Here is a 17004-nt window from a genome sequence, read left to right as displayed (position 1 = left end):
TTATAAAAAAAGTTTGTTTTTATCTACCATCATTACTGTTATCTTTCCTTTTGCACATACAACACCTTCTACTGATGCTTTTACGTTAATAGAACAAGCGGGGCCTTTTCGCCAATTTACATTGACATCTAATTCTAACAAACTCCCGGGCAGTACTGATTTTAGAAAATTAATCTGTGTACTTCCTAAAACACCAATGACGTTTCTTTTTTCAGACGGAATTGGATCTCCCACTTCCCATCCTAAATCATCTAAAGCCACCATAAGCGAAGCTGCCTGACTTAAAGCTTCTGTTATCAGCACTCCGGGCATAATGGGAAAGTCCGGAAAATGTCCAGCGAAATACGGCTCTCCCATAGAAACTGCTTTGATTGCCTTCAGTTCTGTTCCTTTGGTATAATTCGTTACCTTATCTATTAACAGAAAAGGAAAACGATAATTTAATATTTGTAAAATTTGATAAGACTCTAAAATTACCTGCATGAAATATAATGTATTAGTTTCCTCTTTCTATTAGGGCATAAATAATAGTTCCTGTTTTGTCTACTGAAAGAACAACAATGTTATCATGATCTGTTTTGTAATCATTTTTATCGTTAAAAATTGAAATACCATAAGCAATACCAAGCATTCCGCCCACATTATCAAAATCTCCAAATGTACTTTCAGGATAAAGCACCGTAATATCAAGATTATTCTCTCCCAAGATATTTTCAAAAGAAGAGGTGTCAATAACAGATAAACCTCCGGAAATAATAACGGTATCAAAATAAAATGAATCAGCTATTTCAGAAAGCATTTCATATAAATGAGTTTCTAATGATGTTGTCTCGTCGGTATGTGTTTCAGAATACATTTTTTTTAGGATAGCCAAAGGCATTCTTCCATCCTCTTCTACCGACTCTAAATGTTCTAAAATCATAGAAATTCCCAACTCAGCAGACGGATTCAATTTGTTTTGGTGTCCGGTTCGAATGGCTTTCTGATAATCATTACGTATCTCTGTCGAAGCAACGACACCGTAATCGATCATATCTTGTCTCAAATGCATACTCGCAATATCTAATGCCTGCAAGCTGCCTGCCATACCCGCACAAACACTAAAGTTTGGTCCTTTTATTCCTGCCTGTATTGCCATTTGACTTGCAGCTGCATTAGCAATTGTACTTGGCGATTTCATAGGACTTACTCTGTCAGGCCCCTGATTTTTAGCTGTTAAATCAAAAACAAAACAATCATCGAGATTAGAAAGTTCTGTACCATCGTACAACCCAACTCTGTGTGGTGCTTTTTTTATTTTCTTAGTCAAATTCCGACCATGAATAGCATCAAAAGCGGTGTTGCAATAAATTAAAGTAGCCTTGTTGAGGAAACGTTGTCCTTTTGCTTTTAGATATTCCTGAGGATCATGGTCGTCAAGAATAAGGGAACGTACAGGATTAGCTTCTGCTTCAGAGAAAAACGTATTTATTTCTGTTCCATACGGACTGTTAAATCCTATTTCTGAAATGGCTATATCGATGTCCCAAGAATTATTTTTTTTCATATTTACTAAATATTACGCTGCAAATGTTACCGCCAAATGCAAATGAGTTACTAAGCACATTTTCTACGTTATTTTCTATTTTCGAACTGGGCTGTATATGAAACGTTTTATTAAATGACTCGTCTATTTTATCTGTATTGTAATTTCTGGGAACTTGCTGATTGTATAAGGATAGTAATGCCGAAATGCCTTCGATAGCACTTGCTGCACCCATACAATGCCCAAGCATAGATTTTATTCCGTTGACATACAAGCTGTCTATTTTCTTTCCAAAAACATTGCTCATCGCCTTTACCTCATGAGCATCGTTGGCTTTAGTTCCTGTTCCGTGTGCACTTACATAAGTAATACTATCGATATCAATATTACTGGCATTCAAAGCATTGTTCATTGATAATGTGGCTCCTGAACCTTCCGGATCAGGTGCTGTTGGATCATAAGCATCGCAAGCCAATCCGTAACCTTTTATTTCTCCATAGATTTTAGCTCCTCTTGCCAAAGCATGTTCGAGTTCCTCTAAAATTAAAACAGCTGCTCCTTCTCCCACGACCATTCCGGTTCTGTCCTCATCAAATGGTCGGCAATCATTTTTTGCCATTGCTCCCAAGCGATAAAACACGGTATAACAGGAACGGGTAAACGGGTCAGCTCCTCCTGCGATCATGATAGGAGAACGTCCTTCTCTTATCATGGAGCTGGCTGTTCCAATGGCATAGTTACCAGCTGCACAAGCAGTAGGAATTACCATATTGGTACCTCCTAAATTGTAAAACTTAGCAATACTTGCACTAAGCTCAATGGGTCTGAAGTAAGTAAGGTTTTTTGCAGCAGTGGAATTAAGCGTGTCATGTTTCATTTCGAGATTCCACTCATCTACGATTCTTTCTACTATATCCTGATTACCATTTGTCGTTCCTAATATAATACCGTAATTATTTTTATGGGTAATTCTTTCTTCAAGTCCTGCATCTTTCAATCCCATATCTACTGCAGCCGCAGCGTAACTAACCGCTTTCCCGTAAGGCTTAAAATAATCCAGTACTTCTGTATTTCTATATTCATTTTCAAGATGCACTTCTGCAGATCTTGTAGTTCCTTTGTAACTAGAAGGGTCCAGCTTCGTTAAATCTCTGACAGCACTTTGTCCGTTGAGTAATTTTTCCCAAAAGATTTCTTTATTACAGGACAATGGACTTACAATTCCCATTCCTGTTACCACAACTCTTTTCATTTCTCGCATTTTTGATTTCTTATAATGTTAATCCTCCATCAATGACGAAGGTCTGGCCTGTAATGTAATTGCTGTTTTCAGAACATAGAAATACTACCAAATTTGCTACCTCAGCTGTAGTTCCCATTCGCTTCATTGGAATCATCTGGTCTATCTTCTTTTTATCCTGTTCATTCATTTTTGCTACCATTTCCGTATCAATAAATCCAGGTGCTACTGCGTTTACCTGCAAATTAAATTTGGCAAATTCCATTGCAAGTGTTTTGGTTAATGAAATTATTGCCGCTTTGGTTGCGCCATAATTGGCTTGTCCTACTGCACCTCTTATTCCGGAAACAGATGATACATTAATGATTTTTGAATTTTTCTTTCTGATGAATGCTTTTATGACCGCTTTAGAAAGAAAGTAGGTTCCATTGAGATTGGTATCCATTACATCTTTCCACATTGCAGTTGTCATGCTAAAAAAAGGAGCATCTGCCGTAATACCCGCATTATTTACCAATCCGTATAAAGAACCTAAAGGTGATTTTTCTATTTCTGAAACCAAGGCTTTAGACTGCTCTTCGTCCTTAACATCTGCCTGATATAAAGCCGCTTTTCCGGGAAACTGTTGCAATAATTCCTGTAAAAAAAACATTGCAGTTTCTTTTCCGTAATTATATGTAAACGACACCGAAGCTCCTGCTGAAAGCAGTTGCAAAACAATTGCCTTCCCTATTCCTCTTCCTCCTCCTGTAACCAAAAAATGTTTGTCTGTTAAATCAATAAGCATATTAAAAAATTAAATATTATTTTAAGGAAACTATACGATGTTCTCCTTGTTTTCAACTCCGCTATTTAGATAAATGCCTCTGTTTGCAGGTTGTGCAGTAATACTTCTATACTCTTTCTGTATACATTATCCGGAATAAAAGAATGATCCATTTTTTTGTATTTTTTGGTAATCATATCGACCAATTGTTCCAATGATAATTTATTCTTGAGATCCGAAATAAGCTTTACGAATTCATCATAACCCCGTAAGCTATGAACGGCTGCCATTTCTGCATCAGAATCTGTAAGTACTCCGTTGTGTCCCAGTGCTATTACATCAGGTTTTAAAGAACTCAGTTTATTAATACTGTCAATAAATTTCCCTACATGATCGAATGCCAGTGGAAACCACTTTTTTTCGTCAATTTTTTCTCCTAACGAATCTGAAACAAAAAGAATATTGCTTTCTTTATGATACAAACTTGTAGAACATGAACTGTGTCCCGGTGTATAGATAATCTCCCATGTTCCTATACTGGTTTCTATTGGTTGATTGTCCTTTACAATTACAAAAGGAATTTCCTGCAGATCTGATGGAAACTCAATAATGTCTTTATCAAATATCACAGCATTTAACTGGCGTATCTTTTTTACATACTTTTCATTTCGGAAATTTTTTACTGCATCTTCAGAAGCATATAATTGTACATTTTCCAAATAAGGATAAATAGATTCTATCGCTCCACAATGATCGTAATGTGAATGCGTAATAAACCAATGCTTTATCAGTGATAAATCTGAAACATGATGTTTTAGTTGTGATATTACTATTGCTACATCTCGGGTTAACCCTCCTTCTACCAATGCATATTCATCATCCCCCTTGATGAGATATACAGGATTGGAGGGTGTCCCTAAAATGGCAAAATGATCTTGTACTGTGCCTACTTTGTTGATCCACATAATTTTTTCTTTTTAGAATTTATATAAAATGCTTCCCCAGGTTGCCCCTGAACCATACCCAATAATCAGAGCCAGTTTTCCTTCCCGTTCTTCTTGCGGAACTTCTGCCATATATTCACTTAGCGTAATAGGTAGAGAGCCCGAAGCTATATTTCCATATCTATCTACATTTATTCTGACTTTATCTCTTGGAATCTTTAGGTTCTCAATCAAAGCGTCCAAAATTCTCATATTAGGCTGATGCGGAATAATTACATCTATATCTTCAATAGTCAGTTTGTTTTTTTCTAAAGTCTGAAGCGTTATTTCTATCAGTTTTTCTACAGCATGACGAAACATGTTTTTTCCATTCATTCGAAAATAAGAACACGTATCCTCATCGCCATTAAATGTCTTTCCTGCGGTTCCGGGACTTTCTGTCCAAAGCAGTTGAAAATAGTTCCCATCGGCATGAATTGAAGAATCCAGAATTCCTTTATTTTTTTTTTCAGAGGCGCTCAATACAACTGCACCCGCACCGTCTCCTAACAAAATAGACAGGTTTCTGCCTTCATCAGAATAGTCCATTCTTTTTGACAAAACTTCTCCACAGCAAACGAGGATATTCTTGTATTTTCCTGTCGAAATAAACTGCTCGGCGATTGTCATTCCGTAAATAAGTCCGCTACATTGTGCCCTAATATCAAACACAGGAATATTACCTTTTAAGAATAATAAAGATTGTACTAAACACGCTTGCGACGGATCATGATAGTCAGGACTTAATGTATTGACAATTAACATATCAATATCTGCCGCAGAAAGTCCTGATTTTTGAATAGCATCATAACAGGCATTTGCCATAAGCATACTCGTACTTTCTGTTTCAGAAATATGATGTCTGGTATGAACCCCTGTTCGCTCTTCAATAAATTCTTCTGTTGTATTTATCCAGCTCACGATCGTTTTATTGTCTATAATTCGTGTGGGTAAAATATGTCCAAAGCCGGATATGATAGTATTCATTTTCTAATTAATTATAATTTTTATTCATGACATTGTCTATATCCAGATCTTTATCTGTTTTCCTCTTAAAGTATTCTACCGCCTCTTTTACATCTTCTTCGAATCCGTTCTCTTTCCATATTTTCATATTTTCGGCATTTTCCGGATCACATATTCCCAGTTCTACAAAATACCTCATCATAGGTGCAATAATTACAGCATTGATTTTCTTTCTATTTTCAGAATTTACTACAGTAGTTATTAATTGATTATAATCCCTAAATGCTCTATTTTCAAAACCAACACGAGCATATACTACAAGACTGGAAACTGCCATATCCAGCATACTTCGAATCATGGGTGCTGTAATTTCCTGTGCTTCCTTTATAAATTCAGGAACTATGTCTATAAATTCACGAATCATATTTTTACCCCACTCAATATGTCTTGCTTCTTCTTTATGATGCTCTACAGCAATAGCTCTGGACAAAACCGAAATTCCTTTGTCATTGCAGTCTTCCATTGCATTATTTTCTGCCAGCCATTCTATTAATATAGTCAGGTAAACTGCTTTAAGAGGAAATTCAGACATAGCTGCATTGTGGCTGTATATTTCTCTTAAATTTAAAGCGATAGGAAAGGGCGTAATTTTAAAATGAGTCATCGCTTTCCTAAAAACCATAGCGTGTACTATCTCTTCTTTACAGAAATGATGCATATAGGTTACCACATCCGGAAACTTTTTTAAAGTACCATGATTTATGATTTTCATATAATACTCGGATACCAGATTTTCAAAAACAATAAAAGTGTACCACCATGCTCCTGTTTCATATACAGAGAGCAAACGTCTTTCTTCTTCCGAAGCCATATCATAATAGCGTGTTCCGTATATCGCAATGTTTTCTCTCTTTTTTAACCACACTCCTTCAATAGGTTCATCCCAGGGATGATCAAGAAGAAGGCTCATCTGCTTTTTCTCAGAGGCTTTATTAAGTTTCTCGAGAAGAAGTGAGAATTTTGGACTTATTTTTTTTTTCTTTAAATCATCCATGTACTAATACTTTTTTGTTGTTTAGCAATAAGCCTTGAGTAAAACCAAAACACATCGCAGATTCATAACCTGGTCCAGACACCCAGCTGCTTACCAGTTTAATTTTTTGGTTAGGAAAATTATTGAGCAATCCAAGATGTGTTTTTGGTAATACTTTATAGGCAAATGCTGACCCTTGGGTCGATAATGTGTATTTATAGTTGGTTTTTGGTGTTGACGATTCTACGTAAATCAGGTTTCCTTCTAGTTTTGGAAAAGTCTGATATACTCTTTTAATGATTTGTTCCTGAACTTTCTCTTTTCGCTCTATATATTCTTTTTCTGAAAGAGGAAACCACTTATCGCCATGATCTAAAACGACAAACTGAATGATATAACCTCCCGAAGCATCGATTTTGTGATAATTGGTAACGCTGAGGGTAAGCATATCATAATAAGCATCTGTAAAAAAATCATCTTCGCTAAAATGGTCACCGGTATCTGATACTAAGAGAAATTCTGAACAAGTAATTCCTAATTCTTCTGGAGGAACAGACGTAACGGCATAAACACCAAAATGTCCCCAGCCAATTTTATAACTGTCTACTGTTTTCAAAAAACTATCTTCTACATTCTCTTTCCCCAACATCTTTACCACATCGTTTGGCGAACAAGTAGCTATAATTCTTTGTGCTTTTATTAGTTTTTTCTTTGTTCTCACCTGCATAAAATCTCCTTCATCTTCTATTTCGTAGACAGGATTTTTCTTCAAAATTTGTCCTCCACGATTTAAGAACTCTTTTAGTAAAACATCCGAAAGATGCTGACCTGTTCCTTTTATATACGACTGACCTCCATAAAATGCGGCATATAAAAAATGCAAAAAATAAAAGGCATTTACTTCGTGAGAAACTGCTCCCAAATAGATAGCTACAGCACTTAAAACTTCTACAATTTCTTCCCCTTTGAATAGTTTATTGTAATATTCTCTAGTGGTCAGTTTCGATAAAAAACGACTTTCTCTTAAAAGGTCTTTGTTTAGTTTGTACTCATCGAGCATCATTCTTGCAAACATATAATGCTGATAACCATGCGAAAGAATATCTTCAAATAGTTTTTCTATTCCCTGTGCTTCATCTGGAAAATTAAAAAGAAGCGTTTCCTTAATTTTTTCGGGATCTGAAGGAAGGGCAATAAACTTACCTCTAAAAACTATTGTAGTAAGTTCTTCATAAAAATGAAACTCATCGATTAATGATTGAAGCCCTAAACGATCTAAAGCATTCCAGAGATTACCTGAATCCTTATTTAACCCTGTAACTTTATGCTGACTGCAGTCAAAATGAAACTTTCTTTTGTTTCTGTAAAAACTGGTAACATAACCTCCAACTTTATGATGCGCTTCGCTAATAATAACAGAACGTCCTTCAGTTACAGCTGTCAATCCATACATCAATCCGCTAAGTCCTGCTCCTATAACTAATTCGTCACTGTGTAAAGTTTCAATCATATATCGATTTGTATTTTTTAATAAAAAGTCAGTATCATTAGATTATTCAAAAATCTAATTAGCCAGTTCTTCATTTAGTATTGCTACAATATCTTTTGGAGTCGTCATCTTTATCAAAATCTCTTCATCCAGACTTACTTCAAAATTTCGTTCTAATTCAACCAGAACTTCCAATCCCATCAAAGATGTTACACCCATCTCATTAGACAAGTCTGTATCCGGGCTTAAATCCTTAACATCACACTCTGCGATATCTGCAATAATTCCGTACACTTTTTCATAAACTTCTTCTTGATTTTCCATAATATTCTTTTTTAAAAATTAATATTCTCAATATTCCAGACTTGAGCTCCAAATCCCCAACCAATACTTGCCCCCGCTATTACGATAGTATTATTGGGACTTATTTTTCCATTCTTCAGCGCCGTATACAACGTCAATGGTGTTGATGCAGAACTTAAGCAACTGTATTTTTCTACCGTATTGGTATATTTGTCGCTTTTGATACCAATTCCCATCGCCCACATTTTTAGCAATAAAGGCGATGGCTGATGAAAGACAAAATGATCAATATCTTCCAAAGACAAATTGGCTCTTTCTATAGCTTTGAGCGCTACCACAGGTACATTTTGCGGAACAAAAGTCTGCATGAGAGCAGGTCCGTTTTCTTCTAATGTAAAATAGGGTCTAATCTCCTCCTTATTTGTATTTCCCAAAGGTGGCCTCCACTGCAGTGTCGCTATTTCATTATGCATTGGAATACTTTTATAATAAGCTGCCAGCATACTTCCTTTATTTTCTGATTGTCCCACAACAACAGCTCCTGATCCGTCACCAAATAATGTAGACGAAGATGATCGAAAGTCTGCTAAAATGGTAAACGTTTCTGAAGAACATACCAAAACATTTTTATACATTCCTGCTTCTACATAATCAGATGCAATTTGCAATGCTACCATGAATGAAATACAAGTTTGGTTGACTTCTAATGTCATTGTAGCATTACTGCATTGCAGTTCGGTTTTAAGATAATCTGACAAACCGGGGAAAATCCTTTCCGGATTTTTATCAGACCATCCTGTGATTGTACATGATGTTGCTATAATCAAATCAATATCCTTTACAGCAAGACCTGCCTTGTCAATCGCTTTTAGAGAAGCATCTTTTGCTAATACAGAACAAGATTCTCCTAATGCTGCATCAATCATGTAACGTCCTTTTATCCCCCAAAGACGTTCCCAGTTTTTAGGAACATTTGGAATCTCCGAAAAAGGAGGTGTATTGTTATCGCAATATTTTTGAGGAATAGAAATAGCAACACTTTTTATAGCCGACTTAATTTTCATTTCTTGATATTTTTAAAACAGAATAATAACATGAAAATGGATTAAATGACACGAAAGCGTAATGCTCTAAATTTTTAAATTCATTCCAGTTTTTTCTAACATTACACGGTATTGTATGCATGGCCAAAGACTCTCTTTCAGCATTACCCAAAATAGATCTCTCTGCATTATCTTCTCTATGCTCCTTAAACCAATAGTCCACAAGTACTGGTACTTCTTTTCCCTGCAAAGAATTCGTAATTACGTTCAGCTGTTTATTTATTTCTTTTACAACATCAGGATCGTAATTCCATTGCAATCGAAAAAGTAAATCTTTCTCCAGCAAATCTTTATTATTTGCATTGAACTCAAAACTTGCTTTTTTTAAAACAAAAGGCATTAGCGGATAGTTTTTCAGCATCAAACTTGCATCACTTTTTTTAAGGAGCATGATGCTTATACCATCTGGAATACTAAATCCGTTATAGTAATCTTTTAGCGTATTGGAGAATTTATTGGTTTGCAATAAAAGAGCGTATTTGCATTTTGTTTTGGTCATGAAATTGGAAGCGATTTGCATCATATTTCCCCAATCTGTATAAAATGTCTCGAAAACAAAAGCATTTTCTGCATCCAGACTTTTCTGAACATGATACCCAACTCCCGGAGCAGATGTATTTTTCTTAGCTGTTGTTTCATATAAACATATTGAAGAATTTATAATCACTCCTATTTCCGTAACATCAATATTATTTCTTTCTATAATTTCTTCGCAGATACTTTCAACCCATTCGTATAACATATTATCAGGTTCTGACTCATAAACATTACACCTATAACCCATTTTCATTTTCTCCATTTTACCTTTGATATTAAAACCCGGTATTTGGCAGATTACATCTATTATTTCCACTTAATTTTTAATTTACATTATCTCAACAAGATGCCTTTTGCTTATTTTTCCATTACTGTTTCTTGGAAGTTCATTTATAAACAAAATTTTTGACGGTAGCTTGTAACTAGACAAACTACATTTGAGTACTTTATAGATCTTATCCTGTACCTCTTTTTCTTCGGTTCCTTCCTTATTTACAACATATAAAATTGGAACATGAAACTCATTTTCATCCAAATGAGCCGTCAGTGTGCATTCGCTAACTTCGGGTATTTTGTTTAAAACAATATTTTCAATTTCCCAAGGACTAACCCAACGCCCATTTACTTTAAACAAATCGTCTTTTCTGCCATGATACAAATAAGTTCCCTGTTTGGTTCGCGAACATAAATCTCCGGACAAATACCATTCGTCTTTGTATTTTTCGTTGTTTGTTTTAGGCATATTCCAATAAGAGCTAAGTGTATTAACAGGCGGATATACACACATTTCTCCTATTTCGTCATAACCTTCAATTTCTCTCTCCGGATTATCTGTTTGGCATATTTTTACCTGGTACCCTTCTACCGGTATTCCTAAAGTAGTTTCATTGGTTTCAATAGTCCTGTAATCACACAAAAAGATGTGCCCAATTTCAGTAGAACCTATCCCGTTTACGATTGTCTTTCCGTAGCGTTCTTTCCATTTTTTCGTTATGGCATTCGGCAAATTTGCTCCGGCAGAAACAAATAATCGTATTTTGCTAAACTCTTTTGGAGAAAATTTCTCTTCGTTTTGCAAAATATCCAAATAGACTTTGGGTGTCGCAAAAAAAATAGTTGGCTTATACAGACAAATATTCATTTTCAAATTATCGATCGAAAACCATTCTTTATCTACAACTACAGAGGCTCCTATTAACAAGGGAAAAAACAAACTATTTCCGAGTCCATATCCAAAAAACATTTTAGCTATCGACAAAATGGTATCGGTACTACGAATCTTTAGTGTTTTTTTAGCAAACAAGTGTGTATTAAGCAACATAGTATAGTGCGTATGCTGAACAGCTTTAGGATTTCCATTAGTTCCCGACGTATATTGCCAAAAAGCTATTTTGTTGTTTTGCTCATAATCAAAGTTTAATTTTGAATAATCATCTGATACTTCCAGATATTTTGACAAATAACCGCTATCGAAATATTCATTTTTTGAAAAAAGATTGACAAGAACACAATCCGTAATAATATTGCTCGAATCACATATTACGGCATCCAGCCTAAGATATTGCGAATCATCTATAATAACACCAATTGCTTTTGAATCTTCCAGAATGTATTGCAGTTCGGCATCTTTAATTAACGGATTTACAGGAACAGGAATACAGCCAATAGCAATTAGAGCTAAAAAAGAATAAATAAACTCCGGAGAGTCTTTCATAATCAGAAGTACCCTTTGCTCATTAGTGAATTTTCCTGTTGCACGCAGGTTCATTGCCAATGCAAGTGTTTTATTCGTTATTTCTTTACCGGATAAACAATTTAAATCATACAATATCTGATGCTGATTATCTGATATTACTAAGTTTTTAAGAATCTTTTCTACTAGGTTCATGGTTCAAATTATTTGTGCTTTAAAAAATAATTAAGTTTTATCTCTTAAGATGTTTCATTCTGTCTGTTCAGAATCCAATACGTTTAAACAATTTGCAGCTATTTGAGTACTCCTACTGCTCTATTTTCAAAATCTAACGATGTAAGTGTTTTACAGATTGCTTTTATCAATATTTTTTCCTTTTAAAGAGAATTTAAACTCTACAAAAACGATGTAATTACTTTCAGTAAAATCTTTACAAAAGGAAACCAACAAATGTTTTGTTAAATTATTTATTCAAACATTTATCTTTCACAAAAGAAATAAATAAAATCGAAACAGCATAATATAATTCTTATTTTTTCAAAAAAACTTTAAAACACAAAGATTAATGTCCTGATTAATTGATTTTTAAAATTCTAATTTTTTCCTAATAGCTATTGTGTTTTACATATAAAAAAACCTAATATCACCGAATAAAGAAAAAAAATAACAGATTAGAACAGATTAAAAACTCATTTGAATTCTTTACCTTTTTCAAAATTTAAATCTCCAAGTTTAGAATTAAATTAAATAAAAATTGTTTTTTTACCTTTCATTACAGGTTTAATGGGTAATACCATTTATGTTATATGACTATGTTTTTATTTTCAAAATCATCCGATACGCTCTTTAAAACACGGAGTATTTCCTTCAAAGCATTGCTTATCAAAGCTTTTAACTTACTTCTATACTTATTCTCTTTAAAAATCTATTATTTGGAAAAGGAAAAGATTGAAACACAGAGCAAGATTAACTCCTGAAAAAACAATAAAACTCTCAATTCTATTGCTTATTTTTGCACTCAATAAAATTGAGTTATGACACAGAATCCTAAGAGATATACTATTACGGCGGCATTGCCTTATACCAACGGACCTATACACATTGGGCATTTGGCAGGAGTTTACGTGCCTGCGGATATTTATTCGAGATATTTACGTTTGCAGGGAAAAGACGTTGCGTTTATTTGCGGAAGTGACGAACACGGCGTTGCCATTTCTATGAAAGCCAAAAAAGAAGGAGTAACACCACAAGAAGTTATTGATAAATATGACGGCATTATTCGTAAATCATTTGCTGATTTCGGAATCTCGTTTGACAATTATTCCAGAACTTCTGCAAAAATTCACCACGATACTGCTTCAGAGTTTTTCAGAACATTATATGACAAAGGCGATTTTATTGAAGAAGTAACAGAACAATTATATGACGCAAAAGCGAATCAGTTTTTGGCTGACCGTTTTGTCGTAGGAACTTGTCCGAAATGTGGTAATGAAGAAGCATACGGAGATCAGTGCGAAAAATGCGGATCGACTTTGAATGCTACAGATTTAATTAATCCTAAATCTACCATTACCGGAGAAACTCCAATTTTAAAAGAAACAAAACACTGGTTTTTACCTTTAGACAGATATACTGAATTCTTGACAGAATGGATTTTAGTCGGACATAAAAACGACTGGAAACCTAATGTTTACGGACAAGTAAAATCATGGGTTGATGGCGGACTGGAGCCTCGTGCTGTAACGCGTGACCTTGATTGGGGAATTGATGTTCCGGTTGAAGGTGCAGAAGGAAAAAAATTATACGTTTGGTTCGATGCTCCTATCGGATACATTTCGTCTACAAAAGAATGGGCTGCCCGCGAAGGAAAAGACTGGGAACCATACTGGAAGGATGAAGACACAAAACTGGTGCACTTTATCGGAAAAGACAATATTGTTTTTCACTGTATTATTTTCCCTGCTATGCTTAAAGCAGAAGGAAGTTACATCTTACCAGACAATGTTCCTGCCAATGAATTCCTGAATTTAGAAGGAAACAAACTTTCTACTTCTAAAAATTGGGCGGTTTGGTTACACGAATATTTAGAAGAATTTCCGGAAAAACAAGACGTTTTGCGTTATGCCTTAACATCTAATGCTCCTGAAACTAAGGATAACGATTTTACCTGGAAAGATTTTCAGGCAAGAAACAATAATGAATTAGTAGCTATTTTTGGAAACTTCATTAATCGTGTTATCGTTTTAACCAACAAATATTACGATGGTTACATTCCAACACCAAATGAATTATCAGAAGTAGACGAAAATACTTTAGCAGAATTAAAAGCATATCCGGCTGTAATTTCAAGTTCAGTAGAACGCTACAGATTCCGTGAAGCTCTTGGTGAACTAATGAATGTTGCCCGCTTAGGAAACAAATATTTAGCAGACGAAGAGCCATGGAAGGTAATGAAAGACAATCCGGAGCGTGTAAAAACACAAATGTATGTAGCACTTCAAATTGCTGCTGCGTTGAGCATTCTTGTTAAACCATTTTTACCTTTTACTGCTGCTAAACTTTCAAGAATTCTTAAAAATGAAGGCAAACTAAAATGGAATGATGTTGCTGAAAATTCAGAATTAATTCCGGAAGGTCATCAAATTGGAGAAGCAGAATTACTTTTTGCTAAAATAGAAGACGAAGAAATTCAAAAACAAATAGATAAATTGGAAGCTACAAAAACGGCTAATCTTGCTGAAAACAAACAACCGGAACCTCAAAAAGAATTAATTCAATATGAGGATTTTGCCAAAATGGATTTACGCGTAGGAACCATTATCGAAGCAGAAAAAATGCCAAAAGCCAACAAACTTCTGGTACTAAAAATCGATACCGGAATTGATGTTCGCACGATTGTATCTGGAATTGCCGAAAGCTTTTCGCCAGAAGAAATCATTGGTAAACGCGTTACGGTTTTAGCCAACTTAGCGCCAAGAGCATTACGCGGTGTTGAAAGCCAAGGAATGATCCTTATGACAACAAACACAGAAGGAAAATTAGTATTTGTAAATCCGGATACTGATGCTCCAAATGGGGAAACGATAAATTAATATTTAAGATAACCCTTGCCATGATGCCCCTGCGGAAACTATGGGAAATGTATCCTTATGGGTATTTTTGCACATCTAAAGTGAGGGTTTTGTCTACCTGATATTTTCGATGATATAAAAGTTAAAAGATGTGCAATTGCACATCTTTTTTTTGTTCTAACCATTTATAATTGTAAGTTTGCCTCGACAAAATACCCTAAGGAGAGATCCTTAAACTTTATTAAAAGTTAACATAAGCGATTCCCTCGCCATGATGTCCCTATGGAAACTATGGGAAATCTATCCTTACGGGTATTTTGTCACATCTAAAGCGAGGGTTTCGCGCGTTTAATATTTTCGATTATGACAAAAGAAAATCAAAACACATCAGAAAATGATGTAATGCGTGCAATGGCAAAATTCCTTTCAGAAATTTGGTATGAAGAGGATTTTAGAGATTAACCCGAATATTTAACCGAAATTTTTGAGACCATTCTCTCAAGTGAAATGGGCGACGATCAGAATCTTCGAATACAAATGATCTGCGCGGTTAGAATCAGCAAATTGCTGGCAAAAACGCTAGGTTCTTTCTCTGATTTAGAAATCAGAGATGCCAGCCAAAAAATTCTGAATGCTTAAATACCACAAAAAAACTTGAGCTAGTTTATTGACTAGTTAATAACAGCGCGAATCCATTATTAATTAATTGATTCGCGCTTTTTCTATTTTAAAATGTCCTCAAAATTAACCTTGATTAACAAAAAAGTGGGATATTCGCCGAATAAACACAAACACACAAAATGATTAAAAAATTACTATTCGTATCACTACTTTTAAATAGTTTATTTTCATTCTCTCAAAATATTGTAAAAGAATTTGATTTAAAATTAAACAATAAAAGAGATTTTTTTCAGATCGTTAATGAAGATAAAAAAGAAGTAATTTTATTTTTAAATGACAAAGAAAAAGTGACATCATTTAGATTTGATGAAAAATTCAACATACAAGATTCTCTAACTTCATCAAGACCTGAAAAAAAGTATATCGAGATTATTGGATATCATAAAAATATAAATGATTACTTCGTTTTCTGGGGATCAAAAGACAGAAAAGAAATTAATTCTCAATATTTTAATTTCGCTACGAAAGAAACCAAGACAATTCTAATTAATTTAGAATTAAAAAAAGAAAGATTGATTAAGGCCATTACTATAAATAATAAGTTCTATTTGATCACTATAGTCAAGAACATGAATATATTAAAATTCTACGTTTCTGATGAAAACGGTAACTTAAACGAGAAAATTGTAGACTTATCGAACTTAAAATCCGCAAACAATTCAGATCAAAATGTGAATCTGCACAATATTCTACTTGAAGAATCTAAAGATCAATCAATGGAAATAATCCATAATGACAGTCCGCCTTCATTGGCTTTGAGTTCAAAGAAATTTAAGATTTATACATACAAAAGCGACGAAATTATTTTTACTTCTGATTATAATACCGACTTAACGACTATACTAAAAATTAATCTCAATGATTTTTCTGCTAATTTAAAATCGATCGAACAGCCTAAAATGAATCAACAACAATTTGATTCGAATATAACTAATTCAAATTCTTTTTTAATTGATGACAAAATTTTACAAATAAAAATAGATTTTACTGCTTTAATATTAACCATTAGTGATCAAAATGGAAACAAAATTAATCAGTACCAAACTTTGAGAGAGGAAGAAATAAGCTATAAAAATTCAGATGTTTTTCAGGAAACAGGTAGCATTCATAATAGAAGGGTTCTTGAAAAACCAAAACAATTTATACGAAAAATGAACAATTCGAACCCGGGAATATCTTGTTATAAATTAAATGGTTTGTATTATACCGTAATAGGAAGTTGTCAAGATATCGCTCAAAACGGTTCAATGGCAATAGGTCAAGGATTTGGTGTTGGTATGGGCACTGGTTTTGGTGGTTCTCTGTCTTTTGGCTTTACACCTAATTATACTATTACGAACTTAATTTCTTATCAAGATAAAAAGGTTGTTTATACCAATTGTTTATTTGATTCTAATTTTAATCATTTAACAGATAAAATTACAATCTCAGCATTTGAGAGAGCAAGAATTTTCGTAGAAGTGAGCGAGGAGATAAAAGAAGCTTCTCCAATATTTTCTAAAAGCCGGTACAAGGATTTAATAATTTTCAAATTCAACAAAGATTTATATATAGGAAATTATAACGATTACAAAAAAAAATATCAATTTTTTAGGTTTACCGAATAAAGTCAAC

The 17004-nt window shown here is 34.1% G+C and carries 14 protein-coding genes; 2 read left to right on the top strand and 12 right to left on the bottom strand.

Annotation, left to right across the window (positions count from 1 at the left end):
• The 12 genes from fabZ to B0A66_RS03560 form a co-directional block, all read right to left on the bottom strand.
• Nucleotides 1-483 carry a 3-hydroxyacyl-ACP dehydratase FabZ gene (fabZ, locus tag B0A66_RS03615; RefSeq protein ID WP_089048487.1) on the bottom strand — a complete coding sequence of 161 codons (483 nt, stop codon included), beginning with the start codon at nucleotides 481-483 and terminating at the stop codon, nucleotides 1-3.
• Between the two features lie 13 nt (nucleotides 484-496).
• The gene (locus B0A66_RS03610) at nucleotides 497-1546 is read right to left on the bottom strand and encodes a beta-ketoacyl synthase N-terminal-like domain-containing protein (protein ID WP_089048486.1); all 1050 of its coding nucleotides are present in this window, start codon (nucleotides 1544-1546) and stop codon (nucleotides 497-499) included.
• Nucleotides 1533-2777 (bottom strand): beta-ketoacyl-[acyl-carrier-protein] synthase family protein, encoded by a 1245-nt coding sequence (locus B0A66_RS03605; protein ID WP_165766575.1) that lies wholly within the window; start codon nucleotides 2775-2777, stop codon nucleotides 1533-1535. Before B0A66_RS03605 ends, B0A66_RS03610 begins: the two co-directional genes overlap by 14 nt.
• 19 nt (nucleotides 2778-2796) lie before the next feature.
• A complete protein-coding gene (gene fabG, locus B0A66_RS03600; RefSeq protein ID WP_089048484.1) occupies nucleotides 2797-3552 on the bottom strand; it encodes a 3-oxoacyl-ACP reductase FabG in 756 nt (251 codons plus the stop codon).
• Between the two features lie 65 nt (nucleotides 3553-3617).
• Nucleotides 3618-4496, bottom strand: a complete 879-nt coding sequence (locus B0A66_RS03595; RefSeq protein ID WP_089048483.1) for an MBL fold metallo-hydrolase — start codon at nucleotides 4494-4496, stop codon at nucleotides 3618-3620.
• Nucleotides 4497-4508: 12 nt separating this feature from the next.
• Nucleotides 4509-5501, bottom strand: a complete 993-nt coding sequence (locus tag B0A66_RS03590) for a 3-oxoacyl-ACP synthase III family protein (RefSeq protein ID WP_089048482.1) — start codon at nucleotides 5499-5501, stop codon at nucleotides 4509-4511.
• Nucleotides 5502-5508: 7 nt separating this feature from the next.
• Nucleotides 5509-6534 (bottom strand): diiron oxygenase, encoded by a 1026-nt coding sequence (locus B0A66_RS03585; protein WP_089048481.1) that lies wholly within the window; start codon nucleotides 6532-6534, stop codon nucleotides 5509-5511.
• Nucleotides 6527-8023, bottom strand: a complete 1497-nt coding sequence (locus B0A66_RS03580) for a phytoene desaturase family protein (protein ID WP_089048480.1) — start codon at nucleotides 8021-8023, stop codon at nucleotides 6527-6529. Before B0A66_RS03580 ends, B0A66_RS03585 begins: the two co-directional genes overlap by 8 nt.
• 54 nt (nucleotides 8024-8077) lie before the next feature.
• Complete coding sequence (locus B0A66_RS03575) at nucleotides 8078-8326, bottom strand: acyl carrier protein (RefSeq protein ID WP_089048479.1); 249 nt, start codon at nucleotides 8324-8326, stop codon at nucleotides 8078-8080.
• A gap of 11 nt (nucleotides 8327-8337) precedes the next feature.
• Complete coding sequence (locus tag B0A66_RS03570) at nucleotides 8338-9369, bottom strand: 3-oxoacyl-ACP synthase III family protein (RefSeq protein WP_089048478.1); 1032 nt, start codon at nucleotides 9367-9369, stop codon at nucleotides 8338-8340.
• Nucleotides 9359-10261 carry a hypothetical protein gene (locus B0A66_RS03565; RefSeq protein ID WP_123868199.1) on the bottom strand — a complete coding sequence of 301 codons (903 nt, stop codon included), beginning with the start codon at nucleotides 10259-10261 and terminating at the stop codon, nucleotides 9359-9361. Before B0A66_RS03565 ends, B0A66_RS03570 begins: the two co-directional genes overlap by 11 nt.
• A gap of 12 nt (nucleotides 10262-10273) precedes the next feature.
• A complete protein-coding gene (locus B0A66_RS03560; protein ID WP_089048476.1) occupies nucleotides 10274-11833 on the bottom strand; it encodes an AMP-binding protein in 1560 nt (519 codons plus the stop codon).
• Nucleotides 11834-12672: 839 nt separating this feature from the next.
• On the opposite strand from B0A66_RS03560, the gene metG reads away from it, so the two are divergent.
• Together metG and B0A66_RS03545 are read left to right on the top strand one after the other, a co-directional pair.
• Nucleotides 12673-14730, top strand: coding sequence for a methionine--tRNA ligase (metG, locus tag B0A66_RS03555; protein ID WP_089048475.1), 2058 nt, complete (start codon nucleotides 12673-12675; stop codon nucleotides 14728-14730).
• A 779-nt stretch (nucleotides 14731-15509) separates the two neighbouring features.
• Nucleotides 15510-16997 carry a hypothetical protein gene (locus B0A66_RS03545; RefSeq protein ID WP_089048474.1) on the top strand — a complete coding sequence of 496 codons (1488 nt, stop codon included), beginning with the start codon at nucleotides 15510-15512 and terminating at the stop codon, nucleotides 16995-16997.
• Nucleotides 16998-17004 lie beyond the last annotated feature (7 nt).

It is taken from the genome of Flavobacterium hercynium, assembly GCF_002217285.1.
In the GTDB taxonomy this organism is placed as follows: domain Bacteria; phylum Bacteroidota; class Bacteroidia; order Flavobacteriales; family Flavobacteriaceae; genus Flavobacterium; species Flavobacterium hercynium.
This window is presented reverse-complemented; position numbering and strand designations above follow the sequence as displayed.